Source organism: Marinomonas pontica, assembly GCF_026191375.1.
Lineage (GTDB): Bacteria > Pseudomonadota > Gammaproteobacteria > Pseudomonadales > Marinomonadaceae > Marinomonas > Marinomonas pontica.
Map to the genome: position 1 here is coordinate 128,704 of NZ_JAODTL010000053.1, position 26,083 is coordinate 154,786.

Sequence of the window (26,083 nt, forward strand, 5' to 3'; positions counted from 1 at the left end):
ATTTTTCCTTAAAATGGCTTGTGTCGATTGCTGTCCAAAAAGATACAGCATGCCAGTCTATTTCGATAGGTGGCTTTTGTGTAAATACGCTTGTGAGACCGTAAATATTACTTTGCGTAACCGATCCAAAACAGGGGAGTTAAGCTTGTACCAGTGCCAGTAAAGCGGCAAGGCCAATTTGTTTTGGGGGAACAAAGATATTAACTGTCCGTTTTGCAGTTCCTCTTTTACTTGGATACTAGCTACTAAAGCACAGACTGTGCCACCCATTACCAATTCTACAAATCCATAAGAAGAAGGGTACCAATGGCTGTGGCTGATGTCGGGCTTGATGTTTAAACATTCATTTTGGTAACGAGTCCACAGTTCGTCCTGTGCATCGTAAATAAGCGATGGGGATTGTAAGACGTTTTGTGCGCTGATGTCGCCCTGTAAATAGTGTTCGATGAAGGCGGGTGTGGCGACCAATTCGTAATCCATGTAACCAAGAAAGAGAGAATCGCCCCCCGCAACCGGAGTGCCGACCTGGCTTAAACAGGCAATGACTTCGCCTGTTTGCAACAGCGCGCGGGTGTTGGCTTGATCTGCTGATGTTATGTGTAATTTTGTGGAGTTGTTGGATGAAAACTGATGCACCACATCCAGAAACCATGTGGCTAAAACGTCGTTGTTTACGGCGATAGTCAGCGGGTGGCTGGCTGTTTTTCCTTGAATGTCTTCCTGTAACCCTTCTTCTAAAATGGTGACTTTATTTAGGTGGGCGATGAGCTGTTCGCCCAGCGCTGTCGGGACGACGGGCCTCGCTCGGATAAGCAGAGGGTTGCCATAATGCAGTTCTAAACGCTTAATATTCTGAGACACAGCGGACTGCGTCAGGTTTAAAGTATTGAGCGGCTTTGTCAAAGCTCTGAAATTTTACGACAGCTTGTAGGCTGGTGAGGGCTTTGTAATCTAGCATTATTTTTTCTAATGTAGTTTCAGTTTAATTAATTTTAATTTAGTGATTTCTCTCAGTAAGATCAAGCCATGTTTTGCCATGACTGTTTAGGTGGTACGAAATGAGGAGAGAATTATGTTGGCGTTGATGAGTGGTGCCATTACGGGCGGTGGTTTAATTGTCGCCGTGGGCGCGCAGAACAGTTTTTTATTGGAACAGGCATTAAAGCGTCATTATGCATTCCCTATCGCGTTGCTGTTTATCGTGAGCGATGCCATTTCGATTGCGCTGGGGGCATTTGGGTTAGGGTTGATTTTGCAAAGCCACGATTGGTTGTTGTCCCTGTCTCGCTGGGCTGGCGTGGCGTTTTTAGTGTGGTTTGCTTTGGGAAAATGGCGCGCGTCTTTTCAGGAAGAGCACCTTATTTTGGAGCAGTACAGTAAACGGTTGGCACTGTGGCCTTTGGTGTTAATGGGGTTTGTGGTGACTTGGCTTAATCCTCATTTTTATTTGGATACGATGATTTTGATGGGCAGTTTGGCGAACCAGTGGCAAGGGGCGAAATGGGAGTTTGTGCTAGGGGGTGTGTGTGCGTCTGTGTTGTGGTTTTTGTCTTTGGCGCTCGTTGGTAAGTTGTGTGCTAAATGGTTGGAAAAGGCCGCGTTTTGGCGTTGGTTTAATCGTATTAATGCGTTGTTGATTTGGGCTATTGCCTTGAAAATCGCCACACAGCCTTTGTAATAAAGTACTGTGTGGCGAAACGTTATCACCATTTTTATGGGCTGTTAGAGTTTGATTTCGACTTCATGTGGGGCTTCCTCTACGGTAGTCGAAGAATCGGCCTCTGCTAACATCTCTGCGGTGGCAACGGATGATACCGTCAACGCCACTGGGATTTGATCCCCTTGTTCTTCGATCACCATGGCTGGCTTACGGTTGATGCGGTACAGAGCTACCAAAGCAACGCTGATGTTGAGCGCGGCCACAAACCAAAACAACGCATCGATTCTAAGCGTGTCCATGAGTGCCGCCGCAATAAGCGGCCCAAGCATCCCGCCAATGCCGTTCAACAAAATCCATACCACTACTGGCAGATAGAATTTGTTCTGGTCGCAATTGGTCGTTCATGTGCGAAGACGCCAATGAATACATGGGGAAGGTAAATGCCCCGACAGCAAACATGCCAATCATCATCAGAATTTGATTACTGAGTCCGGCGCCAAGTGGCACGATGAAGGCGGCGATGGCACCTACTACACCGACCCATAGAATGGTGACTCGACGGTCTTGGCGATCAGATAATTTACCGATTGGCCATTGTAGAATCATTCCACCAACGTAGCTTGCGCCAATGAACAGCGATATTTCGGCGATGTTCATTCCGATACTCTGAGCATAAAGCGCACCAAGACCGAGCAGCGCACCGGAGGTTGCACCGGCAATGGTGACACCCGTTACCCCTAGTGGGGCTGTTTTTATCAAGCCTAGAATGTTGAGTTTTTCGGGTACATTGATGGTTGGTGATGGCGTTCTAACCAGCAGTAGAGGAACCACGGCCAATGAAATAAGAACAGAAGTCAAAATAAACAAACCGTATCCACTTGGGGACGATAGGTTCAACAAGAACTGACTGATGGTCTGGCTTGCCCAGATTTCGATAATATAAATAGAGAACAAACGACCGCGGGTTTTGTTCGTGGCAATGTCATTTAGCCAGCTTTCGGTCACAATAAACAGACCGGCATAACACAATCCTGTCCCCATTCTCATGAGCATCCAGAACCAAGGATTAACGACCATAGATTGCATCAAAATAGTGATAGACGCCAACGACGCAACCGCCGCAAACACACGAATATGGCCTACATTCTTGACCCAGTTAGGTACCAATAAAGACCCTAAGATAAAGCCAAGGTAATACGCGGACATGATTAAACCGGTCGCGGTGGTATTAAAGCCCTCAATAGACGCACGAATACCGATCAGTGAGCTTTGTAATGCGCTGGCCATGGTGAGCACGGCAATACCGATGAGCAGACTCCAGATAGGAATGAGGGTTTGCTTTAACATTCAGTGTCCTTTTGTATTTCACTTATCAGTGTGTGAGAAAATATTAATGGCTCGAATTGGTCATTATTTCGGCTGACTATACCGACTGGGCTTTTGATTGCAATCACTAATCTAGGAGATTTCAATCACTAATCTACGCGTTAAAAGATAGCAAAGATCATCACACTTTTCTGGAAGAGTTTAAGCAGGTTTAGAGCCTGTAGAAAAGCCGTGACTTTGTTTTATCCTCGTTGTGGGGGGCAAGTCGGTTCCAGCTTTGGTATCCACCTATAATTTGTGGGAATCAATAGACTGCAGTCGAACCATGCTGCGCGGATGAAAACAAAAAAGGCCTGCAATGCTTGAACGCATGAGGCCTTTTGAGAGTTTAGTAAATGAATGCTAATTTATGCGGCTTCATCGCGACCGAAATGTTTACCAAGCAATGCGTGGTAAAAGTTGTGGTCGTTCAGTATGCCAACGCATTGACCAGCGTCTTCTAATACCATAAAGAGGTTCGAGTGATAGCGAAGCTCTACCGCATCTCGCATAGCGATGTTGGCGGGTACGATGAAAACAGTGTTCTCAGGTACATTGGCCAATACGGTGTCTGGTGTCCAGCGTGCGGTTGGGATTTCCCCAGCGGTGTTGTGAACCGATGCCAATTTACCTTCGTCCAACGTTATCCAAGTGTCATCCGTGATGGCTGTGCCGTTTGAGTTGACCGCAAGTTCCGACAAGGGGGTCATCAATGAATTACCACGTAATACATTAAGTGGGTTGGTGTGCGCGACAAATTTTTCCACGTATTCGGTTGCTGGGTTGAGCACGATCTGTTCTGGCGTGTCTTCCTGAATGATTCTCGCGGATTCCATTATGGCTATTTTTGAGCCAATTTTTAGTGCTTCGTCTAAGTCATGGCTCACGAAGATGATGGTTTTGTTAAGGCGCTTTTGCAGCTCGATTAGCTCATCTTGTAATTGTGAACGGATTAGTGGGTCGAGCGCAGAGAAAGGCTCATCCATCAATAATACGTCTGTGTCCATAACAAAGGCTCTGGCCAGACCAACACGTTGACGCATGCCACCAGACAATTCGTCCGGTTTCTTGTCTGCCCACTTGTCCAAGCTCACCATTTTTAGCTGTTCACGTGCTTTTTTAAGACGTTCGGGTTTTGGCATGCCTTGCATTTCTAAGCCGAAGGCGACGTTTTCAAGCACGGTGAGCCACGGCATAAGAGCAAAGCTCTGAAACACCATGGACACGCGATGTGTGCGCATGTGACGCAGCTTGGCTTCATCGCATTTGGCCATGTCAACCATGCTATCGCCGTCTCTTACAAGACAGCGACCACGAGCTATTTTATTCAAACCGTTTACGGCTCTTAATAAGGTGGACTTGCCTGAACCAGACAAGCCCATTAATACGCAAATTTCGCCTTCATTTACTTCAATGGTGGCGTTTTGTACGCCAACCACATCACCAGTCATGCCCAAAATTTGGTCACGAGTATGGCCTTTATCCATCAATGGAAGGGTTTTTGCTTTATTGTCACCGAAGACGATATCGACGTTTTCAATTGTTACAACAGCCATAACTTACCCCTCGTTTTTGGATGATGGTGATTTACAAATACGGTCTAGCATGATGGCAACCAAGACAATGGCTACACCCGCTTCAAACCCTTGGGAGATATTTACTGTATTGAGCGCTCGCACCACAGGTTTGCCTAAGCCGTCAGCGCCGACTAAGGCGGCGACAACCACCATAGATAGGGACAGCATGATACATTGAGTGACACCGGCCATGATGTTTGGCATGGCTGCAGGCAGCTCTACTTTGTACAACAATTTGGATTTTGTGCAGCCAAACGCTAAGCCTGCCTCGATCAATTCATTCGGTACTTTGCTTACCCCTAGGTAAGTCAAACGGATCGGCGCGGCAATGGCGAAAATGATGGTAGAAATCAAGCCCGGAACATAACCTAAGCCAAATAAAATCAGTGTTGGAATCAGATAAACAAACGTTGGGATGGTTTGCATCAAGTCCAAAATAGGGCGCAAAATGGTGTATAACCAAGGGCGATGCGCTGCAGCAATACCAATCGGTACGCCTACCAATACGCTCATGGCGGTGGCTGAGATAACCAATACCAGCGTTTGTATGGTTTCTACCCAGTAGCCCATGTTGATAATAAGTAACAGCGACGCTGCGGCAAAAATAAGTAAGCCGATACTACGGTGAAGGAACCAGACACCGACCAGTACAATGCCAATGACAGCGATAGGGTGAACGTATTCTATCGCATCAACCATGGTGACAATCATGGTTTCTAAGGTCATGGATACGAGGTCAAAAAAAACGGAAGCCGCAGTAACCAGCCAGTCGACAAAGCTTTCCATCCAAGCGCCAAGAGGGATTTTATTATCCGTCAGCCAATTCATATGTGTGTTCTCCCGATGGTTTAATGGCGCATTCTTAGCCGTGTGTGGCTAAGAATGCGATGATGCACGAGTCTTGTGAATTACAAGCCTAGGTGAGATTTAACGGCGCTTAGGCCATTGCCACCGGATTGTGTGGTGACGCCTTGTAACCAAGCATCAAGAACAGCGGGGTTGGCTTTTAACCATGCTTTTGCGGCAGCATCTGGTTTTTTACCATCGTCTAGAATTGCGCCCATGATTTCGTTTTCCATAGGCAGAGTGAAGGATAGGTTCGTAATGAGTTTGCCTACGTTTGGACACTCTTGGAGGTAGCCTTTACGGATGTTGGTATGAACATTTGCGCCACCAAAGTTCGGGCCAAAGTACTCATCACCACCGGACAAGTATTCCATTTTGAAGTTGGCGTTCATCGGGTGTGGTGCCCAACCTAGGAAAGCAATCCATTTGTTACGGCGCGTGTTTCGGCTCACTTGAGAAAGCATACCCGCTTCACTGGATTCGACTAATTGAAAGTCGCCCAAGTCAAAAGCATTAGAGTCGATCATGTCTTGAATAATGCGGTTGCCGTCATTGCCTGGTTCAATACCATAAATACGGCCAGAGAATTCTTTGCGGTGTTTCGCAATATCAGAAAAATCCGTCACACCCGCATCAAATGCGTCTTTGCTGACAGCAAGTGTGTATTTTGCGCCTACTAGGTTTGCGCCAAGGTCTTCAACCGTGCCAGCTTTAAGGTAAGGTTCGATGTCAGCCTGCATAGTTGGCATCCAGTTTCCAAGGAAAACATCGATGTCGCCATTGGCCAGTGATGTGTAAGTCACTGGAACAGACAGTAACTGAGTTTTTGTTTTGTAGCCTAGACCCTCAACAATTTCGCTGGTTACGGCTGTTGTTGCCGTAATGTCCGTCCAGCCCACATCTGAAAAGCGTACCGTTGAACAATCTGCGGCCATCGTTAGGCCAGAAATACTGGCTACACTAATGGCTATAGCGGTCTTTTTTGCTTTATTTAACATACCCTTATCCTCTTTCTATTGAACTCAAAATCTATGAGCGAATACAGCACCATGTATCAGCACTGAACGTAAACTCCTAAAAACGGTGAGCAGCAAATAACGGTAGGCTACCCAAAAGTGTTTGATGTAAATGTCGATATTGGATGTGTTTAATGATGATCTTTAAACACTAAATCCAGATAATTTTGTATTTGTGCTGCGGCCGCTTCTTTGTTGATACCGCCAGCCAACGAACCTCGCAACCACATCCCGTCGATCAATGCGGCGACAGTCAGTGCGATATTACGCGCTTCTTCTAATTCGAACTCTTCTTTTAATACGCACACGAGTGACGTGTTTAAACGCTTTGAATAGACGTTTTGTAAGCGATACAAAGAAGGTGTGTGCATAGCTGATGCCCAAAACCCCATCCAAGTCTTCACTACTTGAGGGTGTGTTTGGGATTGACTAAAACTGGCTTTAACAATGGCCATAACTTTGTGTTTGGCTGATTTGTTTTTTGTTTTTATGATTTCTTTGGACAGAACATCAAAAAATTCACGGATCAAGCTTTTCATGGTTGCTTCGTATAAGCCGTCTTTGCCACCAAAGTAATGGTTAATGATGGCTGGCGACACGCCTGCTTTTTTGCCAATGACACTGACAGTTGCCCCCGCAAAGCCGTATTTATCAATGGCTTTTATTGCGGCCTCGATGAGCTGAGGTTTACGTATTTCAGGCATTCCAACTTTTGGCATTCTGAGTCCTTTTTTATTAAACAGCCGTTTAATGAAAACAATACTAGGCTGATTGTGTAATTTAGGTCAACCCTTGACAAATCGAAAACTTAGTTCTCTAAGTAATTTATCTATTTGATTTAAAAGAGTTTTTGTCTTATTTAAATTTTTTTTTGTCTTTTTTGAGAGCGATTGTGTCGGTTTAAGATAAATAATAAGGATTTTTCGGCTTGTTTTATCTCAAATGACGGCTTTGTTTTTCTTGTATCGCGTGCATTATCTCTGGAGTAAATTGCTTAGGTTATGTTAATTATGGAACGAAATATATGACTGGAGTGTGACTTTATGGATTCCTTTACTGCTGTGTTCGATACTCAAATTGACAGAGCGAATACAAACAGCGACAAATGGTCTAAATACAATGATAGCGTCATTCCAATGTGGGTGGCTGATATGGATTTTGATTCTCCTGAATGCATTAAAAACGCTATAAATCAAAGAGTTGAAAAAGGCGTTTATGGTTACACTAGCACGCCAAAAGCGCTAGAAAATGCGATTCAATCCCACCTGTTTACTCGATATCAATGGTCGGTTTCTGCTGGGCATTTAGTGCATTTGCCAGGGCTGGTGTGTGCTCTGCATTTAAGCGTTCGTGTGTTTTCAGAGGTTGGTGATGCCGTTGTGGTGCCTGGCCCCGTTTACTACCATTTAACAAAGGCGCCCTTGTTATCAGAGCGTGAGTTATTAACTGTCGATATGACGATTCAGGACGGCCGTTGGTTGCCTGATATGCCACAACTTGAAGCCGCTTGCGCGAACCCTAAAAGCAAGATGATTCTGTTATGTAATCCACATAATCCTGGTGGCACTGTTTATACAAAAGAAGAATTGTTGCGCATTCATGCGTTGGCAGAGCGGTACGATTTGCTTGTCGTCAGCGATGAAATTCATTGCGATTTGATTTTAGACGATCTTCCTCACGTGCCGTTCGCGAGCCTTAATGAAGACGCTGCTAATAGATGCATTACGCTAATGGCGCCAAGCAAGACGTTTAATATTGCGGGCTTGGGTTATGCTTTTGCGATCATTGAAAATACGCTGTTACGTCAGGCATTTAATCAAAGTCGTGCTGGGTTGATTCCGTCACCTAATATGCTTGGTTTGACTGCCGCCACCGCCGCCTATCAGGAAGGCCAAGAGTGGCATCGAGCTTTGCTGGCTTACTTGAGAAAAAATCGTGATTTTTTGGCACAAAGATTGTCGGCGACGCCATTAAAAATGCTGCATTTGGAGGCGACGTATTTGGCGTGGATTGATGTTTCTATGCTGTCATTAGAGGACCCTCATGCATTTTTTGTGGCGGCTGGTGTGGGCGTTTCTGATGGTAAAGATTTTGGCAATCCTGGCTATGTTCGCCTAAACTTTGGGTGTCCCCAATCGACTCTAGACCAAGCGTTGACTCGTATAGAAAAAGCATTAATAGAGCATGCTTATATGTGATTTATTATGTTTTTCAATGGGTTAAGTCTTCATGGTTGAGGTCCTTTTTATGTGTAACTTTAAAGAGAGGATTTTATGTTGACCTTAACATCGAGTGACTTTGTGCAGCAGTATGTTCAGCATGCTGCGCCTGCAATGCGGGCAGATTTGCTGGAAATCATTGATATGATGGAGCTCATTGCGCCAGAGGCTGAATTGGTCAATGGCCTTGGTATTCCGTATTTTCAACAAAATGCGAGTTGGCTTTATGGTGTGGCAGCGCGGGCAGATCATTTGTGCGTGTATTTCTCCGATTTAAGCGTTTTATACCCGTTTGTTGATCGATTGCCCCACGCTCAATTTGGAAATAATTGCCTTATTATTCATTGTTTGGATGACATAAATCTCAACGTACTTGCTGAGCTTTTAGGGCAAATTAAGGTGCATTTTTTACTGAATCATCGAGCTGGTGGTACGCTTGTCCAGTAGCGTGGTGATGGTGCAACGATGTTTCGAATTATGATGTTAGGTTGTCATTAAATGGTGGATTTCAACGCGCGCATAAGTGTGTTTATCGTGGTCTTTTTCGTATTGGTGGTATGGCAATGGGCTCGCCCTCGAGGAGCCTTGTTACAATGGAAGTCACGCTGGCGCCACAACGTTTCATTGTTTGCGCTTGGGGCGCTTTGTGTTCGTCTAGTTCAGCCTGTGTTGCTGTCAATGGTGGCGTTTTTAGGACAGGGTGTTGGCGTATTTGAGGTATTGGCGCTGCCTTTCTGGGTTATCGTATTGCTGAGTATAGTATGCTTGGATTGTCTTATTTATTGGCAGCATCGTTTGTTCCATCGGGTGCCGGCTTTGTGGCGCTTGCACCGCGTTCATCATTCAGATCCTGAGTTGGATGTCAGCTCGGCAGTGCGGTTTCATCCTATTGAAATTTTATTGTCTCTTGTGATTAAAGCCTTCGCCATCTTTTTGCTGGGGATTCCTATTGAGGCGATTTTGGCGTTCGATATCTTGTTAAACGCTTCTGCCATGTTTAATCACACAAATATTAGATTGCCTGTTAAGATCGAACAATGGCTTAAGTTGTTGGTGGTTACGCCTGATATGCACCGGATTCATCATTCGAGAGTGAGCATTGAAGCGAACAGCAATTATGGTTTTTTCCTAAGTGTTTGGGATGCGTTTTTTAAAAGCAAAAGGAATTGTGCATTAGAAGGAGATGAGTGCTTAAAAATAGGTCTGCCTGATACGAGTTTGTATCAACCTACATCGTTAAAAGAAGTATTGGTGATGCCTTTTAGAGGTTCTAAAGGGTTTCGTTAAAGACGAATTGAGCAGAATAAATTAGGAAATGTCATGAGTTATCACGAAGTGAATTTTATAGAAATGCGTATTATTGGTTGTCTCATGGAAAAAGAGATAACGACTCCCGATCAATATCCGCTTAGCGTTAATGCCCTGGTTAATGCCTGTAATCAAAAATCCAATCGCGATCCTGTCACGCAATTGTCCGAGTTGGACGTACAAGATGCCTTAGATGCATTAGTGTCTCGAGGGTTGGTGACCGAAATTAATGCGTCGAACAGTCGCGTGAGTAAATATCAGCATAGGTTCTGCAATACCGAGTTCTCTGATCTGCAATTAACGCCTGCCGAAACCGCCATTGTGTGTCTGATGTTTGTCCGAGGTGCTCAAACACCGGGTGAGTTTCGTTCCCGTAGCGGACGCTTGCACACGTTTCAGTCCAGAGAGGAAGTGGAATCCGCTTTGTTGTCTCTTCAGAACAAAACGGGTGGTCCTTATGTGTGCCAGCTTCCTAAGGAGCCGGGTAAGCGCGAGCAACGATATCAAGAGTGTTTTTGCACGGACTCTGAACGTCCAACTAACACGTCTGCTGAGCCTTCTTCCTCTGCGAATGATGATGAATATACGCAACAGCTGGAAGCTAAGGTATTGGAACTGGAAGCACGAATTGTCACATTAAATGAGCGGATTCAAGAGCTTGAAAATGCCAGTGGACTATAATCTTCTTTAACGTCAAACTTAGTGCGATTTTTTTGGCACCCATTGCTTTTGTATTCCCATTGATATTGTGATGTGGGGAATGGGGTGCGTTAGTGCAACAGCGTCTTGGACGCTAATGCTATTGATGACAGTTATGGGGAGAATCCTATGAAGAAGGTACGCTGGGGTATTATTGGTACGGGCCATATTGCTCATTTATTCGCGAGCGATTTTTGCCATGTCAAAGCCGGCGAACTTCGTGCGGTGGCTTCTCGTGATAAAGCGTCTGCAGACCGATTTTCGGCAGAATTTGATATTGAGTTGGCGTTTGTTGATTATTTTTCGCTGATCAACAGCAATGAAGTCGATGTTATTTATATTGCCACACCGCATGTGTATCACTATGACTTGGCAAAAGCCTGCATTATGGCCGGAAAAGCCGTGTTGTGTGAAAAGCCATTTACCATCAATGAAGCGCAATCTAGGGAATTATATGATCTAGCTTTAGAGCGTAACGTTTTCGTGATGGAAGCGATGTGGACGCGCTTCAACCCTGTCATCGAGCAAGTGCTTGAATGGGTGGAAGAAGGGGAAATAGGCACGTTGAATAGCATTCAAGCGAGCTTTAATTTCTTGGCACCGACAGACCCAAATCATCGCTTGATGAATCTTGAGCTTGGCGGCGGCGCGTTGTTGGACATTGGTATATACCCTGTGTTTCTTGCTCAACTCTTTTTTGGCAAGCCCGATTTTGTGCAAAACCAAGCGGTGATCGGTGACACGGATGTGGACTTGTTTGAGCAGATTCTTTTGGGTTGGGAAAGCGGTCAATTGGCGTCTTTGGATGCCTCGCTGATTTCTTGTAACCCGAACCGTGCAACGTTATCGGGCTCTGAGGGCTTCATAGAAATTGACTCAGAATGGTTCAAGGCAAAATCGTGTCGTATTGTTCGTTCGGATAATACTGAGCGAGCCGTTGAGTTTGATTTTCCGGGTAACGGGTATCAATTCGAAGCCGATGAAGTCAATCGCTGTCTTGAAGAGGGGCTGATTCAAAGCCCAAATCACAGCTGGCAGGACAGTTTAGAGCTGATCGCTACCTTGGATGAAGTGCGTCAAGATATTGGTTTGTATTATCCAGGGGAAAGTATGCCAAGCGACGATCATCATCACCATCATGATGAAGATGTACACGACCATCATCACGAACACAGCCACCACCATAAACACTAAACCTGTTTAGGGTAAGCAAAAAAAACCTCTTCTCACGCGAGAAGAGGTTTTTTAAATTTGTACTTATCTAAAGGGTCGTAAGCTTAGTTAAGGTGTTTGTTTAATACAGGTAGCAATACTTTGAATAAACGTGGTGCTGCACACAATACGTCGCCTTTTTCTAGGCTTGGTGAGCCATCAAACCCCGCGAATAGACAACCGGCTTCTTTTGCGATGAATAGCGGGGCTTGCATTTCCCATTCTTGAAGTTTAATTCCCCAGGCAGCGTCGGTACGACCTGCGGCAACGTTAGCCAGCATCAATGCAGGAGAGTCTTGCATGACAGCACGAGCGCCTTGTTCGGCGATTTCAGTCAGTACAGCGAATTGGCCAGACAGGTATGGCATAAGACGATCTGTTGCAGGGAATTGCGCTGCGACAGTAACGTTTTCTAGCGTGCGAGCTGAACTGCTGCGAATACGAGAATTGTTTAGGTAAGCACCACGGCCTTTGCTGGCGTAGAACTCGTCTTTGGTGTGAGGGTTGAGCACAAGTGCGTGCTCCACTTTACCGGCAACCACGTAGCTCATGGTAATAACGTTGCCAGTTAGGCCGCGTGAGAATAGGTGCTGACCTTGAATTGCATCAATAATCCATTCGCCTTCATTACCATTTTGTACTGTGCCTTGAAGGCGAGTGGTAATGGTGTCGGCTGGATAAGCTTTTTCAAGGTGGTAAACAATGCTACGTTCTGCGCCAGAGCAAACCGCTTGGTAAACTTGTTCCGCTGATTGGCCTTGTTCTTTGTCAAACAACAATTTTTCTTGCGAGTGAACAATATATTCTGCAGCGGCACGAGCTGCTTTAAGTGCGACATTGATTCTAGGTTGCATAATTTACCGTCAATTATTCCGTCATTAAAATGCACATATCGTCAAAAAAGACGATAGGTTGCCAAATAAAGTGTTAAAGAGCGAGCGGTCTCCGTTTCGTCAATTGGATTCACAAAGGTACGTTTTCTACGTAATGCCCTAAGTAAAAAAATGACAAAACCGAGCGCCTAAATAAGAGCGCGAATTCTAGCGTAAGCGTGTTTTTTTTGCCAGTAAAACTTTGGTTAAAATCTGATCACTTTGGAGCTTTGTGTTAAATATCTGTTAAGATAGGCGCGTTTGTTCGACCGCGATTATTGGTGCCTCATAAAATGCAAAATACTGTAAGAATTGTCCTTGTTAACACATCTCACCCAGGTAACATCGGCGGTGCTGCTCGCGCAATGAAAAATATGGGGCTCGCTGAGCTCTATTTGGTTGCGCCCAAACTTTATCCCAGCGACGAAGCCATTAGTCGCGCTTCAGGTGCAACGGATATTTTAGACAATGCGGTGGTGGTCGATACATTGGAAGAGGCGTTGGCAGATTGCCAGCTTGTTATTGGTACCAGTGCTCGTGAGCGCAATATTCCTTGGCCTTTGGTGGATCCGCGACAAGCTGCTGACTTGGTGTTTGATGAAGGTTTAGTCACTGCCTTTGTATTTGGTCGTGAGGATAGAGGCTTGACCAATGAAGAATTACAGCGCTGCAATTACCATGTTCACATTCCTTCTGTCGAAACCTTTAGTTCATTGAATTTAGGGGCTGCAGTGCAAGTCATCGCTTATGAATTGCGCATGAAGACGCTTTTGATGAAAGACACGCCCGTTGTAGCCAGTAAATGGGACGTGCCAGCGGCCAATGTGGAGCAGATCGATTACTTGCTTGAGCACTTAGAAAAAGTGTTAGTTCAGACGGAGTTTCTGGATCCAGAAATGCCGATGCAAGTCATGACGCGCTTTCGTCGCATGTTTCAGCGTTCACGATTGGATCAACAGGAGGTTGGCATGTTAAGAGGGATGTTGACGTCGATGGAAAAGAAAATGAAGTAATGACGCCACTGTCTACGTCATTCTATTTCGTGGCTTAAATCTTATAACATTAAGCCCAAATTTGAGATAAAAAAACGCTGACTTGGTAAGTCAGCGTTTTTTATTTTTGCTAGATGTCGGTCTTACGCTTTGCGCTCAGGACGACCTTCTTCTTGCCAATAAGTGTGAAATTTTTCACCTGGCTCTGCGTCTACTCGTTCGTAGGTGTGCGCGCCAAAGTAATCACGTTGAGCTTGCAGTAAGTTAGCAGGCAAAACTTCTGACCGGTAGCCATCAAAGTAAGCCAAAGCGGAGAAGAAAGAAGGTGTCGGAATGCCAGACTGTGCTGCAAGAACGACGGCTTTACGAAGACCTGTTTGCTTGCTGGCCATAGCGTCCGCGAAATAGTCGCTTAGCAATAGGTTTTCAAGTTGTGGGTTTTCAATAAAGGCGTCCGCGATTTTTTGCAGGAAGGAAGCTCGAATGATGCAGCCACCACGCCAAATTTTCGCGATATCGGTAAAGTTTAGCGTCCAATCGTATTCTTTTTGAGCCGCACGCATCAGCTGGAAGCCTTGAGCGTAGGCACAAATTTTCGCGCAGTACAGTGCTTCTTCGATTGCCTTCTCTACTTCTTCGGCTTCAATGTCACCACTTTCTACTTCCGCAACCAGCTTATTAGCGGCTAGCTCACGCTCACCTGTTAGGGTACTAAGTGCACGAGCGTAAACAGATTCACTGATGATGCCAGCAGGAACGCCCATTTGCGTTGCGCTGATGGATGTCCAACGACCAGTGCCTTTCTGTCCGGCGCTGTCTAGAATCATGTCGACCAGTGGTGCGCCGGTTTTTTGATCGTATTGCTGAAGAATGTCCGCGGTAATTTCGACTAGATAGCTGTTCAAAACACCTTGGTTCCATTTTTCGAACAATTTGCCGATTTCTTCTGGTTCGTAACCCAGCAACGAGCGCAACAAGTGATACGCTTCGCAAATAAGCTGCATATCCGCGTATTCAATGCCGTTGTGAACCATTTTAACGTAATGTCCTGCGCCATTTGGCCCAAGGTAGGCGGTGCAAGGCTCGCCTTCCGTAACGGGTTTGCCAGGTGTGTTACTAACAATCGGCTTGCCGTTTTCATCTACTTTGGCCGCAACCGCTTCCCACATTGGCTGTAGGTATTTCCAAGAATCGGCATCACCGCCCGGCATAAGTGACGGACCAAATCGAGCGCCTACTTCACCACCAGAGACGGCGGTTCCGAAGAATTTGAATTTTTCTTTGTATTCCGCTTCGCGGCGAATGGTGTCTGTCCATTGGCTGTTACCACAGTCAACGACGATGTCGTCCGCTTCTAGTCCTGCGTCAATTAAACTATGGCAGACAGCGTCTACTGGGTTTCCGGCTGGTACGAGTACCACGATAACACGCGGTTTTACTAGGTTCGAAAGCATGTCTTCCATGCTTGAGCAACCAATGATGCGAGCATCAGCTGATGCGTCAGGACGTTCAGCGGCTTCTGTGTCAAGAACGTCTTGCACTTTGTGTGTGTCAAGATCAAAACCTGCAACTCGGTAGCCATGGTCTGCTAGATTTAAGGCTAAGTTTTTACCCATGACACCCAGGCCGACAAATCCAATATTGCAGTTCTGATTCGTTTTTAACATAAAAATAGATCAACCTTTTTGAGCGATAGGGGGAAATTGAGGAAATAATCTTACCATGAAGCACGACAATTCAGGACATGTTAGAGGTAAGAAAAGTTCAAAAAAATATGTTTTTTTGCGGTTTTTCAATAGAAACCTTACAAACATAACGGCTTTATCCCGCTCTAATTATGTGAAAGGTCTGATTTTAAGTATGTGTTCTCTGATCGGTAGGAAGTTTTCCATTTAGTAGTAAGACTACAAAAAGAAAGAAAACTACAAGAATATGCGCTTTGAGCGGAAGTGTTATCTTCCTTAAAAGTGATTCATTGGAAGGTTTTGAATAAAAGTTGTTGTTTTTCAATTATTTGTAGATTTTGTTGAAGTTTCAGAATGGTAATAAAATAACATATTGTTATAACAATATTTTTTTTAGATTGTTTTGTTACTATCCTTTTCACAGAAAAAAATCGCATAATAATAAGAATGACCAGACAATCTTTTATAGTTCAGAGGATTTAGCAGCATGAACTCCGCATCAGATGTAATCACTATTCATAGCAATTTAACGACGCCTCAGTTGGTTGAAAAAGCCCTGCAAAATGGCGAAGGTGTTCTTGCCGATAATGGCGCGCTTGTTGTTGAAACGGGTGCACGTACCGGTCGTTCTCCTATGGATCGCTTCATTGTGGAAGAAGCATCCAGTAAAGACAGTATTCATTGGGGACCTGTTAACCGTCCATTCCCTGAAGAAAAGTTCGCGCCTCTTTGGGACCGCGTTGCTGCTTATCTAGATTCACAAGAGTCGTTCTTGTCCAATATTCATGTGGGTGCAGGTGATGAGTATTATTTGCCTGTCATCATGCGTACTGAAACGGCTTGGCATCAGTTGTTTGGCCGCAATTTGTTTATTCGCCCTGATGTGTATAACCCATCCAGCAAAGGCGAATGGCAGATCTTGAATGCGCCAAACTTTGTTTGTGATCCCGAGCGTGATGGCACTAACTCTGACGGTTGTGTCATTCTAAACTTTGCTGAACGCAAAGTGCTTATCGCTGGTATGCGTTATGCCGGTGAGATGAAAAAAGCGATGTTCTCTGTTCAAAACTATTTATTGCCGGCTTATGATGTGTTGCCAATGCACTGTGCAGCCAACGTGGGCACGGAAGAAGACGTAACCTTGTTCTTTGGCCTGTCTGGTACAGGTAAAACGACATTGTCTGCGGATCCTGAGCGTTTCTTGATCGGTGATGACGAGCATGGTTGGGGTAAAGACACAGTTTTCAATATTGAAGGTGGCTGCTACGCGAAAACCATCGATTTGTCTCAGAAGAATGAGCCTATTATTTGGGATGCGATCAAATTCGGTACAATCGTTGAAAACGTGGTGCTCGACCCTGAAACACGAGTTGCTGATTACGCAGATACGTCTTTGACTCAGAATGGTCGTGCTGGTTACCCTCGTGAGCACATTGAAAAGCGTGCTGCCGGTAACCGCGCAGGTGAACCTAATGCAATTATCTTTTTGACTTGCGACTTAACAGGCGTTCTTCCTCCTGTGTCTATTTTGACAAAAGAAGCAGCGGCTTATCACTTTTTAAGTGGTTACACTGCGTTAGTGGGCTCTACAGAAATGGGTGCGGGTACGGGCATTAAGTCTACGTTCTCTACTTGTTTTGGTGCGCCTTTCTTCCCTCGTTCTGCCGATGTGTATGCGGATCTTTTGATCAAGCGTATTGAAGAGTTTGGTAGCAAGGTGTATTTGGTTAATACTGGCTGGACTGGCGGTGCGCATGGTCAAGGTGGCAAGCGTTTTAGTATTCCAACGACCCGTGCTGTGATTTCGGCTATTCAGTCTGGTGCGCTTGTGGGTGCTGAGACAGAACATTTGGCTGATGTGAACCTTGATGTTCCTGTTCATGTGCCGGGTGTTGACAGTGTATTGTTAAACCCTCGTAAAACGTGGGCTGATCAAGCGGCTTATGAAGCGCAAGCGAAAAATCTTATTGCTCAGTTTGTTGAGAACTTTAAGAAATTTGAAACCGTATCAGACAGCATTGTTAAAGCGGGCCCATCGCTTTAACTGATTGTATTGACAGTGTTTCCAGAAGCCGTGCATCTAGCACGGCTTTTTTGTTTTTGTCTATTTTATAAACTCGTGCTTTTATACCGAATTCATGTAATCTTTTGTGTATGTATATTGATAGCCATTGCCATTTAGATTTTGATGTTTTTGATGATCAGCGGGATGCGCTCATGCTGCGATGCGCTGAACATGATGTGTCGGGCTTTTTGGTGCCAGCGACAACGTATTCTAGTTGGTCTAAATTGGCGCTGCTGGTCAATAAGTACCCGCAATGGCGTGCCGCATACGGTTTGCATCCATATTTTCTGGCTGGCGCAACAATGGATCAAATAGAGTTGCTGGGTGATCAGTGTGAGGCGCAGGGCGTTGTGGCGGTAGGGGAGATTGGACTGGATTGTTGGCCCAATGCGGTAGACATGACGTTACAGCTTGCGTATTTTTCGCGTCAATTGAGCGTGGCCAGCGCGTTGCAGTTGCCGGTTGTCCTGCATGCCAGAAAAAGTTATGACTTGGTAATGAAATGTCTAAAAGAAGCGAAGTTTAAACACGGTGGCGTCGTCCACGCTTTTAACGGCAGTGCAGAGCAGGCCAAACGATTCATCGATTTTGGTTTTGTGCTGGGGATCGGGGGGACAATCACCTACCCAAGAGCGCAAAAAGCGCATCGTGTTTTAGCGGCGTTGAATGATTTGGATTTTGTTTTGGAAACAGACTCACCTGATATGCCATTGAATGGTTATCAAGGAAGGCTAAACACGCCACTTTCTATTCCCTTGATAGCTCAGAGTGTGGCGACGATAAGATCGGAAAATGTTGAGCGGATTGCAGCGCAGACATGTGATAATCTACTTAGAGTTTTTCCTAAGTGGAATGAGGGTGTGCTTTGAATACTACAGCGGATATTAATGCCCCAATCCGTATCCTTCTTTTGGGAAGTGGGACGGAAGTTGGTTCGTCGTTATTGCAATTATCGAAAGAAAAAATGAGTTCTTTTGGATTTGCCCTGAAGAGTCGTTATTGCTCGACGTTAACAGAAGGGCAGAATTGGATGACATGCAGTTTGATGTTGTGATTGATGCATTGAGCTTGCGCTATGCATTGCAAAGCGATTACGAAAAATTTCAATCAACGCTGCAATACTTTAGCGATCGTGCAAACGCTCCGTTGATTATGATCAGCAGTGCGAGGGTATTTTCTGGCAATAAAGAAGTGCCTTATGCGGAAACAGACACGCCAGATAGTACTGAGCCCTATGCGCAAGCCTTGATCGCTGCAGAGTCTATTGTGCTAAGTAATCCAGATAATATTGTATTGCGCACTGGTTGGTTGTTTAGTGGTCAAGGTGATGATTTTGTTTGTAGGACGTTGGGTTTGATCCAGGATGGCGTTAACCTTGCATACAAAGATGACCTGATTGGTAGCCCTACGCCGGTTTCCGATTTGGTTCGTGTTATTTTGTCCATGGTAAATCAGGGGCATTATGGCGCTGAAAACAAAGGCGTTTACCATTATTGTTGTGCAGAAGAGATCAGTTGGATCCGTTTAGTTGAGGCGATTGTAGCGACCTCGGGGCAATTTGACCCTAAAGCACAAGTGGAAGTGGAAGCCATTGGTGATTCATTTCCAGAAGTTCAGGAAACCTCTGCGATGCAGCGGCAGTCGTTGTCTTGTCGAAAGATATTTAATCACTTCGGTATCAAGCAGCGCCCATGGAGATCAAAATTACGCAGTCTGGTTAAGGAACTATATAAAGCGAACTAACAAAGGTTGGTTGGTGTAAATAAGCAATAAGGGGTTGGTGTGTACAAAGTAAATCATAAAGCGGTTTTGTTGGTTTTTTTACTTCAGATTATTGTGGGTGGCGTTTGGTATGCTTCCGCCCCTTCAATATTTTTAGACCGCTTTGTTGTTGATGGTTTGCTTGCACGACCTTCGATTAGCTTGGTGTTGGGCTTTCTTGTATCAGTGCTGATGTATTTGTATTTTACCGCGTGGCTGCTAAGTAAAGTGAAAGGCATCTCTGGTGTTGGACGGTTTTTTTGGTGGTTGGGTTGTGGTTGTTTGCTGTTTTGCCCAACACCATGTTTGTTTGCGCGTATCTAGGATTTGATAGTAGTGAAATGATTTTCTTGCTTTCGTATTGTGCTATCAACAGTGCCATAGCGGCCATTATATTGCCACTATGGCGATCTTCACGTTCTATTTTTAAGGATTAATATAGACTGCTTTCTGGCCATACTAACCATAAACAGAATCCACTGATAAGTAAGCTGGCGATGGCTTGTGATGCCATAATCAAGACGCTGTGTTTGTTATTGGCTAGTTTACTGAACTGTATAGCAATCGGAGTGACAAAGCTGCCCGCTGTGATGATTAGCATGACCGAAAGTGGAATGTCGGCCAAAACATGACTTTGTGTTATCAAGCCGCCCAGTAATAATGCGGCAGGAAACGAACTGTATTGTTGGGCGCTTCGCGTCATAAAAGCGACGATCACATAAGCAAACATGGCTGCGGCAAACGCACCTAATAATTGACCAATCAATAAACTTCCACCTATTGATACAACAGGAGCGGCGCTGCCTGCTGTTATCATCAGTCCAATTGGAGTGATGAGTGGTGACAATATTTGTTTTGCCTGAGTATCGTTTGATGTCGCTTCGTGTTTAGACGTCATAAACAAATGAGTCAATACAATAGCCGCACTCACAACAGCCCAGCTAAGACTGATGCTGAGCCCTGAGTGTTTCAAAACAGGGTTTAAGAGTAGATAAAAAGACAGCCCTGATAAGACAAAGGTAACGCCATAGCGTCGTCCGGGCGTCATTGTAGTTGTGAGAAGTAAAACACCAATAATACCGATCAGCGTAGTGATACTGTAGTAGTCAATGGCTTGGGCTGGAGGGAAACTCAAGCCTGAATGGATCAGGCTGAGTCCGACCAGAAAGCCACCAAGGTAACCAAGATAAGACGATGCACGTAACACTTTGCCAGCAATAAGACTGACTATTAGTGCGGCAATAAAGGGGTAAACTGCCGTATGTAATAACATTAACATTGTGGAATTGCTGGCTTCTTCGTACATGATCTTTTCTGTTTCCTTGATGAATTACGGTTACTGGCGAATGCCTTCGACATACACTTCGATTTCAGTTCTGTCGGTTACGCCTGGAATGAAATAAGTGATGCCAAAATCGCTGCGTTGAATAACGGTTTTCGCTTCAAATCCTGCGCGGTAGCCGCCCCATGGGTCTTTGCCTTCGCCTATTTTATTCACATCAAAGCTAACCGGTTTAGTCACACCGTGCAGTGTTAAGTCACCAGACAATGTTTTGCCATCAAACTTTGTGCTGTTAAAAGTAAGAGACGGAAATTGTTTTACGTCTAAGAAGTCTGGACTACGAAGGTGTTTGTCGCGAGCTTCGTGGTTGGTGTCGACACTGTCTGCTTTGATGGTTAGCGTGGCGCTGCCTGATTTTCCATCATCGGCTAAAGAGAAGTTTCCCTCGAACTCATTAAAGCGACCAGGAGTTGTACTAACGCCTAAATGCCCGACTTTAAATATCACGCCGGAATGCGCTGGGTCGATTTTGTAGTCAGCGGCCATCGATACGCTAGAAGCAAGCAGTAATGCACTGATAGAGATGATTTTCATTCGGTTTTTCCTCTCATTGATTCAAAGATGCGTGTAGTGTAATTTGTTTTTTTAAATAAATAATCGGCGTAAAATACAATTCAATATTTCACTATTAGAAATAATCAGTGCGGAACTTTTTCATCTTAGGGGAAATGAATGGATAAACTTCAAGCCATGAAGGTATTTTGCCGCGTCTATGAGGCAGAGAGTTTTCGATTGGCCAGTGAATCATTGGACATATCACGCCCTATGGTAACGCGCTATATCAATGCTATTGAAGAAGAATTAGGTACTAAGCTTCTTCAGCGTAATACGCGCAATATCAGCATTACTCATGCGGGGCGTAAATATTATCAGCATTGCGTTTCTATTTTGGACGCCATAGAGGAGGCGGAAGGTGAAATAGGGGAGTTGACCAAAAAGCCAAAAGGGCTATTAAAAGTCAGTGTTCCTATGGATTTCGGCTTGTCTCATCTTGTTCCTTTGTTGAGTCGCTTTAGTCAATTGTACCCGCAAATTGAACTGGATATTGATTTCAGTGATAAGCGTGTTGATATGACGGAATCTGGAGTTGATATCGCGATTCGGGGTGGCGACTTGGGTGGCGATCAGTTTGTTGCGCGGCCTTTGTGTTATTCAAAAGGGTTTGTGTGTGCATCCCCTGAGTACGTTGCTGAGCATGGTGGCCTTAATCAAATCGAAGAGTTGGAAAAACATTCCTGTCTTTTATATCGCAATGCATTGGTGCCAAATCGCTGGTCGGTCACGGATGAGGATGGAACCTTGCGTTCTATAACTATTTCTGGTGCTTTCAGCGCAAATAATGGCAGTGCATTAACGCGTTTTGCTTTGGCGGGAATGGGGGTGATTTATCAGCCGGATTTTTTGGTATCAAAATACATTGAATCGGGAGAGCTGGTTAACTTATTGCCGAAGTGTAAGGGGTATGAATTGTGCTTTTACGCGATTTATCCGCAACGAAAACTGATGTCGCGAAAAACTCGCTTGCTGCTGGATTTTTTGCAAGAAAAGCTGGCCAACATCCAATTTTAGTAAGGAGTTGGTCAGCCCAATTGCATAAGCACAATGTTATTTTAGATCACTAAAATCATTGTCTATGTTGAGGTCAACGGCCAATTCGTAGCCTGGTAGCTGTATGGATTTGTCGGTGATGTTGAGCTCTTCGCCACCAAGTACATTGAAGCCAAACTTATAGATAGGCAGCGTTTCCCCGCGAATCGCTGCTTGGTTATAGTCTTCTGCCGCGGCTGCTACATCGACATTTTTTGCGTGGTAAGCGCTCATTTGTTCTTCGGAGTAGCGCTTGCAGAGCATTTTCAAGGTTTGGTTTGGGGACAGCAAAACGGCCGTCGCATTGTTACCACCAAAGCCTTTGGAATTGAGTAGGGCGGCATCAAAATAGTCTTTTCCATACGCTTCGTGCTTTAGTTGGAACTTCAAGCCATCTTGATAAACGTCATCCGCGATGGCGTATGACGTGGTGATGCCAGGTAAAATACCGTCTTTCCAAACACCCAAAGACAGGTGCAGTTGGTCTCCGCCCGCCGTACCCTGAGAGTGACCAAGAAAGGCTTTCATGGCAACCACTGGCATGTCGGTTGCGCCAAAGCTGGTCGCTGCTTTGCTCAATACATGGGATTCGGTTATGCGGTTTTGAGGTGTGCTTGTGCCATGCGCCTGAATGAAAGTGCGCTGAGTTAAGCCTTCGTTACCTATGATGTTCTGTAGGTAAGCCATGGCTTTGCTCATGGTCAAATAGTTCCCAATACCCGGTGCTGAAATGGATTTTTTGTGGCCATCTGCGTGTGAGAATACCGCTGGAATAGCACCGAAGATTTCTGCGCCCAACTCAATAGCGAGTTCATCGTCCATTAACAGTGTCCATTGGCTGGATTCGCCAATGGTAAAGCCACAGTTTTGGGCGAACGGACGACAGCTGCGAGTGTGGTCTGGCTCAGATTGATTGGTTATTTGATCTAATGCAAGCAGCGCCGTGTCTTCAGCCAATGCGCCCATGGTTCTAAAACCTTCAATGATTTCAGGCGTGATTGGAGCATCACTGCCGCCCACCATGGCAACGCGGAATTTGCCGGTTTTTATGCCATCGATCGCTTTTTCTAGGTTGAAAAAGTACGTTGCGCACGCGCCGATTGCGGTCCCAACATTGCCTACGCTGCCTAGAATATAAGCGTTAACAAAGTCAGCAGGCATCTGTGCGTAGCCAAGCGGTAAATGTTTAGACGTTGTGCGCTTGCCCATTAATGCGGATTTCAGCATGCCACCGAAGCCAAGGTCATCCATCTGTCCAATTGAGTTGGCGGCGTAGACCGCCATTTGGTCAGGTGACACTTTGTTACGAATGGTTTCCCAGTCAATGCCGCTGCTCTTAATGGCGTCAGAAGCGCCATATACCGTCATTTGCAGACCACGAGGATGGTTCCTACTCTGGTAAAGTTTGGACGGGTCGAACCCAGTGGGTAATTGGCCTGCCGCTTTGACGGACAGTGGTCGAGTGTCTTTAATGAAAGTTTCCAAATTTCCATCAACTGTTACTTCGCTGAGTGTGCTTGATAACTCTGTGACGTGCCAGTTTGTTGGTCTGTCATTAGGCAGTGAGCGAGTTTTGATGGTGAAACTTAATTTTTCATCGCTTTGGTTCGATTGCAATGTGGTGGATTTATGCAATACCACATGGTCCACATCGAATAGGCTCGGATGGATGCGACGAATTAGGGTGCGAGCAAGAAGAGACTCTCCAATGCTGTCAACGAGTGCGGTGGCATCTAATGCTTCGCCACCGTGTGTGTACCAAAGGCCGTTTTTGTGTTCTGCCATGTTAGTGATTGTGGCAAGATCGAGTAATACATCCTGCTGCAGTGAACTTGGCAGAAGATCAAAAACAATTCGACGATATGCTTGATGTGATGAGGTACGACCAGCCGAATTGATTCCGCCAAAGCCAACGATAACAGGTAAACGGGCCAATTGAATTTCCTCGTTTGGTGAGTGGGTAAAATATTACGGTATTGTAATGAAGGGGTGGCGCTTAGCCACCCCGCATTAAGGTAATTTCGTAACAATACATTGAAATTTAGGCAAAAAAGAGTAGCGAAAGCGCTACTTTTGCTCAGGCTTTGATTGCGTGCGGTTGAACCGCCAAAGTTTATTGTAGTTAATCAGACCTTCTATCTCGTCAACGTAGGCTTGACCCCGTTGCGAGTAATGTTCCAAACCATGAACCAAGGCAAGACCGGTAATCACTTCTTTGTCTTTTCTCAATTGTGCGCGGGCTGCTCGGAGTTTTTTGTAAGCACCGTTGGTGTTTAAGTTGTCGATGTAAGCAAACACAGATTCTCGGGCATCATTAAACTTTCGTACTTCATGATCGGCATCTTCGTTTCGAGATTCAGGGACCAGACCGCAGCCTTTTCTAAAGCACCATTGACCAAAAAGTTGTTACCTTTGGTGGCAAAGCGTGAGGTTCCCCAAGCCGATTCATTGGCCGCTTGAGCCAGTACCAGCGAAGCCGGAATGATATCAAGTCGGTTCAATAAAGCGATTAAGTCGTCTTTTGTGTAGTTGTCCAGTTTTTCAAGTTTGTGGTTTTGGCGAAGTGTGCTGACCCACTTTTTGTTTTTCGTAGACAGCTTCTTATTGCTGTTGAGTAAAGCCGTTAAACGTTCACGATCTTTTAAAATCAGGGTGTTTTTTTCGTTAACAAATGGGGTTAAAAACTCAAAAAACGCTTTTTTACGTTCTTTAATATCGGTTATAGCCGAGAAATCAGGGCTCTTTGTTTTTACTGGATGTGACTTAAAGTAGCTTTTTTCGTCCGGCGTGGCTTCTCCAGAATCTTCATTTAATTCTGTCACTCTGTCATCAGAGGAGGCGTCTTCTGAAGGGCTTTTGAATGGACCTGCTTTTATCCACAATATGAACAAGAGGGCAAAAGAAACGATCCAAAGAATTTTTTTGTTCATAAGTAACCACAAGTCTCAAACGTTTATATCCTCGTTATGATTATCTATTCAGATAATGCTTCCAAGGAAAAGAAGTCGATACGAAAGTGAGCCTATTATCCTTAAAAAGGCTCAACTTTAATAGACTTTAGCTTAGGCTTCTTTAATTTGCCTTAATTCCTCTTCTTGTTGTAAAGACGTCAGACAAAAAGGCTCGCAGGTCCAATGGGAACCACTTGCGTTGGGTTGATGTTTTTGTGGCTAAAATAATAGTGGCGTTTTATGTGTTGTAAGTTGACTGTGCTTGCAATGTTCGGCCAATGGTACAAGCGTTTTAAATACGCATTGAGTTTGGGGTAATCCAAAATGCGTTTCATATTGCATTTAAAATGCCCGAAGTAAACGGCATCAAAGCGAATCAGTGTGGTGAATAGCCTCCAATCGGCTTCGGTTTGTTCTTCACCAACTAGATAGCTATTGGTGGAAAGTTGTTCTTCCAAAAAGTCGAGCGTATCAAAAACTGGAACGAGCGCTTCTTCGTAGGCTTGTTGGGTCGTAGCAAAACCACATTTATACACGCCATTGTTCAGGGTGTTGTAAATGCGGTCATTAATTTGATCTATTTGATCCGCTTTTTCAGCAGGGTAAAAGTCCAGCGTGTTATGGGTGATGTCATTGAAAGCGCGATTAAATATACGAATAATTTCCGATGACTCGTTAGAAACAATGGTGCTGCGCTCTTTATCCCATAAAATGGGGACCGTGACTCTGCCGCTGTAATCTGGGTTGGCTTTTGTATAAAGTTGATGCGCATAATCAAATTGATGCAGTGGGTCTTCTATGTGAATGTTTGGGTCAATAAAGTCTGGGTCTTGTTTGAATTCCCAGCCATTTTCAAGCATGTCTGGGTGTACGCAACTGATGCTGATAATGTCTTCTAGCTGTTTGAGCTTGATAAATCAATTCTT

27 protein-coding genes are annotated in these 26,083 nt (G+C 44.9%); 12 read left to right on the forward strand and 15 right to left on the reverse strand.

Features of this window, described 5'->3' with window-relative positions:
• Positions 1–57: 57 nt before the first annotated feature.
• Positions 58–861 carry an ArgP/LysG family DNA-binding transcriptional regulator gene (locus tag N5P32_RS15660; RefSeq protein WP_265729951.1) on the reverse strand — a complete coding sequence of 268 codons (804 nt, stop codon included), beginning with the start codon at positions 859–861 and terminating at the stop codon, positions 58–60.
• A gap of 211 nt (positions 862–1,072) precedes the next feature.
• Here N5P32_RS15660 and N5P32_RS15665 point away from each other — a divergent pair, with 211 nt between their 5' ends.
• Positions 1,073–1,678, forward strand: coding sequence for a LysE/ArgO family amino acid transporter (locus tag N5P32_RS15665; protein ID WP_265729952.1), 606 nt, complete (start codon positions 1,073–1,075; stop codon positions 1,676–1,678).
• 44 nt (positions 1,679–1,722) lie between these two features.
• On the opposite strand, the gene N5P32_RS15670 is transcribed toward N5P32_RS15665, so the two are convergent.
• From N5P32_RS15670 to betI, 6 genes are all read right to left on the reverse strand, one after another.
• The gene (locus N5P32_RS15670) at positions 1,723–1,959 is read right to left on the reverse strand and encodes a hypothetical protein (protein WP_265729953.1); all 237 of its coding nucleotides are present in this window, start codon (positions 1,957–1,959) and stop codon (positions 1,723–1,725) included.
• Positions 1,946–3,007 (reverse strand): MFS transporter, encoded by a 1,062-nt coding sequence (locus N5P32_RS15675; protein ID WP_265729954.1) that lies wholly within the window; start codon positions 3,005–3,007, stop codon positions 1,946–1,948. Before N5P32_RS15675 ends, N5P32_RS15670 begins: the two co-directional genes overlap by 14 nt.
• Positions 3,008–3,393: 386 nt before the next feature.
• Positions 3,394–4,581, reverse strand: coding sequence for a choline ABC transporter ATP-binding protein (choV, locus tag N5P32_RS15680; protein ID WP_265729955.1), 1,188 nt, complete (start codon positions 4,579–4,581; stop codon positions 3,394–3,396).
• Positions 4,582–4,584: 3 nt separating this feature from the next.
• The gene (gene choW / locus N5P32_RS15685; RefSeq protein ID WP_265729956.1) at positions 4,585–5,430 is read right to left on the reverse strand and encodes a choline ABC transporter permease subunit; all 846 of its coding nucleotides are present in this window, start codon (positions 5,428–5,430) and stop codon (positions 4,585–4,587) included.
• Positions 5,431–5,510: 80 nt separating this feature from the next.
• Positions 5,511–6,446, reverse strand: a complete 936-nt coding sequence (locus N5P32_RS15690; RefSeq protein ID WP_265729957.1) for a choline ABC transporter substrate-binding protein — start codon at positions 6,444–6,446, stop codon at positions 5,511–5,513.
• 149 nt (positions 6,447–6,595) lie between these two features.
• On the reverse strand, positions 6,596–7,183 hold the full coding sequence (betI, locus tag N5P32_RS15695; protein ID WP_265729958.1) for a transcriptional regulator BetI: 588 nt from the start codon (positions 7,181–7,183) through the stop codon (positions 6,596–6,598).
• A 324-nt stretch (positions 7,184–7,507) separates the two neighbouring features.
• Here betI and N5P32_RS15700 point away from each other — a divergent pair, with 324 nt between their 5' ends.
• From N5P32_RS15700 to N5P32_RS15720, 5 genes are all read left to right on the forward strand, one after another.
• Positions 7,508–8,662: a MalY/PatB family protein gene (locus tag N5P32_RS15700; protein WP_265729959.1), complete on the forward strand. Its 1,155-nt coding sequence runs from the start codon at positions 7,508–7,510 to the stop codon at positions 8,660–8,662.
• A gap of 75 nt (positions 8,663–8,737) precedes the next feature.
• Entirely contained in the window at positions 8,738–9,130 is a 393-nt protein-coding gene (locus tag N5P32_RS15705) for a DUF1801 domain-containing protein (RefSeq protein WP_265729960.1), read from the forward strand.
• Between the two features lie 51 nt (positions 9,131–9,181).
• On the forward strand, positions 9,182–9,970 hold the full coding sequence (locus tag N5P32_RS15710) for a sterol desaturase family protein (protein WP_265729961.1): 789 nt from the start codon (positions 9,182–9,184) through the stop codon (positions 9,968–9,970).
• 33 nt (positions 9,971–10,003) lie between these two features.
• The gene (locus N5P32_RS15715; RefSeq protein WP_265729962.1) at positions 10,004–10,672 is read left to right on the forward strand and encodes a YceH family protein; all 669 of its coding nucleotides are present in this window, start codon (positions 10,004–10,006) and stop codon (positions 10,670–10,672) included.
• Between the two features lie 147 nt (positions 10,673–10,819).
• The gene (locus N5P32_RS15720) at positions 10,820–11,884 is read left to right on the forward strand and encodes a Gfo/Idh/MocA family protein (protein WP_265729963.1); all 1,065 of its coding nucleotides are present in this window, start codon (positions 10,820–10,822) and stop codon (positions 11,882–11,884) included.
• An 83-nt stretch (positions 11,885–11,967) separates the two neighbouring features.
• On the opposite strand, the gene N5P32_RS15725 is transcribed toward N5P32_RS15720, so the two are convergent.
• Positions 11,968–12,756: an inositol monophosphatase family protein gene (locus tag N5P32_RS15725; protein WP_265729964.1), complete on the reverse strand. Its 789-nt coding sequence runs from the start codon at positions 12,754–12,756 to the stop codon at positions 11,968–11,970.
• 311 nt (positions 12,757–13,067) lie between these two features.
• Between N5P32_RS15725 and N5P32_RS15730 the strand changes: the two genes are divergently transcribed.
• Entirely contained in the window at positions 13,068–13,787 is a 720-nt protein-coding gene (locus N5P32_RS15730; protein WP_265729965.1) for an RNA methyltransferase, read from the forward strand.
• 122 nt (positions 13,788–13,909) lie between these two features.
• Here the strand turns inward: N5P32_RS15730 and gndA are convergent, their stop codons facing one another.
• Positions 13,910–15,433, reverse strand: coding sequence for an NADP-dependent phosphogluconate dehydrogenase (gene gndA / locus N5P32_RS15735; protein ID WP_265729966.1), 1,524 nt, complete (start codon positions 15,431–15,433; stop codon positions 13,910–13,912).
• Between the two features lie 505 nt (positions 15,434–15,938).
• Here gndA and N5P32_RS15740 point away from each other — a divergent pair.
• The 4 genes from N5P32_RS15740 to N5P32_RS15755 all read left to right on the forward strand — a co-directional run bounded on the left by N5P32_RS15740 (position 15,939) and on the right by N5P32_RS15755 (position 19,601).
• Positions 15,939–17,495, forward strand: coding sequence for a phosphoenolpyruvate carboxykinase (locus tag N5P32_RS15740; RefSeq protein WP_265729967.1), 1,557 nt, complete (start codon positions 15,939–15,941; stop codon positions 17,493–17,495).
• A gap of 110 nt (positions 17,496–17,605) precedes the next feature.
• Positions 17,606–18,385 (forward strand): TatD family hydrolase, encoded by a 780-nt coding sequence (locus N5P32_RS15745; protein WP_265729968.1) that lies wholly within the window; start codon positions 17,606–17,608, stop codon positions 18,383–18,385.
• A 130-nt stretch (positions 18,386–18,515) separates the two neighbouring features.
• Entirely contained in the window at positions 18,516–19,259 is a 744-nt protein-coding gene (locus N5P32_RS15750) for an SDR family oxidoreductase (protein WP_265729969.1), read from the forward strand.
• A gap of 39 nt (positions 19,260–19,298) precedes the next feature.
• Positions 19,299–19,601 (forward strand): hypothetical protein, encoded by a 303-nt coding sequence (locus N5P32_RS15755; RefSeq protein ID WP_265729970.1) that lies wholly within the window; start codon positions 19,299–19,301, stop codon positions 19,599–19,601.
• A gap of 109 nt (positions 19,602–19,710) precedes the next feature.
• Here N5P32_RS15755 and N5P32_RS15760 read toward each other — a convergent pair whose 3' ends face one another.
• Together N5P32_RS15760 and N5P32_RS15765 are read right to left on the reverse strand one after the other, a co-directional pair.
• Positions 19,711–20,556 carry a hypothetical protein gene (locus N5P32_RS15760; protein ID WP_265729971.1) on the reverse strand — a complete coding sequence of 282 codons (846 nt, stop codon included), beginning with the start codon at positions 20,554–20,556 and terminating at the stop codon, positions 19,711–19,713.
• 57 nt (positions 20,557–20,613) lie between these two features.
• Positions 20,614–21,153, reverse strand: coding sequence for a YceI family protein (locus N5P32_RS15765; protein ID WP_265729972.1), 540 nt, complete (start codon positions 21,151–21,153; stop codon positions 20,614–20,616).
• A gap of 138 nt (positions 21,154–21,291) precedes the next feature.
• On the opposite strand from N5P32_RS15765, the gene N5P32_RS15770 reads away from it, so the two are divergent.
• On the forward strand, positions 21,292–22,188 hold the full coding sequence (locus tag N5P32_RS15770; protein ID WP_265729973.1) for a LysR family transcriptional regulator: 897 nt from the start codon (positions 21,292–21,294) through the stop codon (positions 22,186–22,188).
• A gap of 36 nt (positions 22,189–22,224) precedes the next feature.
• On the opposite strand, the gene N5P32_RS15775 is transcribed toward N5P32_RS15770, so the two are convergent.
• The 4 genes from N5P32_RS15775 to N5P32_RS15790 all read right to left on the reverse strand — a co-directional run bounded on the left by N5P32_RS15775 (position 22,225) and on the right by N5P32_RS15790 (position 26,017).
• On the reverse strand, positions 22,225–24,141 hold the full coding sequence (locus N5P32_RS15775; protein ID WP_265729974.1) for a beta-ketoacyl synthase: 1,917 nt from the start codon (positions 24,139–24,141) through the stop codon (positions 22,225–22,227).
• Between the two features lie 132 nt (positions 24,142–24,273).
• Positions 24,274–24,504, reverse strand: a complete 231-nt coding sequence (locus N5P32_RS15780) for a hypothetical protein (protein ID WP_265729975.1) — start codon at positions 24,502–24,504, stop codon at positions 24,274–24,276.
• Entirely contained in the window at positions 24,480–25,136 is a 657-nt protein-coding gene (locus N5P32_RS15785) for a glucosaminidase domain-containing protein (protein WP_265729976.1), read from the reverse strand. The genes N5P32_RS15780 and N5P32_RS15785 overlap by 25 nt, the downstream gene beginning before the upstream one ends.
• Before the next feature lie 179 nt (positions 25,137–25,315).
• Entirely contained in the window at positions 25,316–26,017 is a 702-nt protein-coding gene (locus tag N5P32_RS15790) for a glutathione S-transferase family protein (RefSeq protein ID WP_409371113.1), read from the reverse strand.
• Between the last annotated feature and the right edge of the window lie 66 nt (positions 26,018–26,083).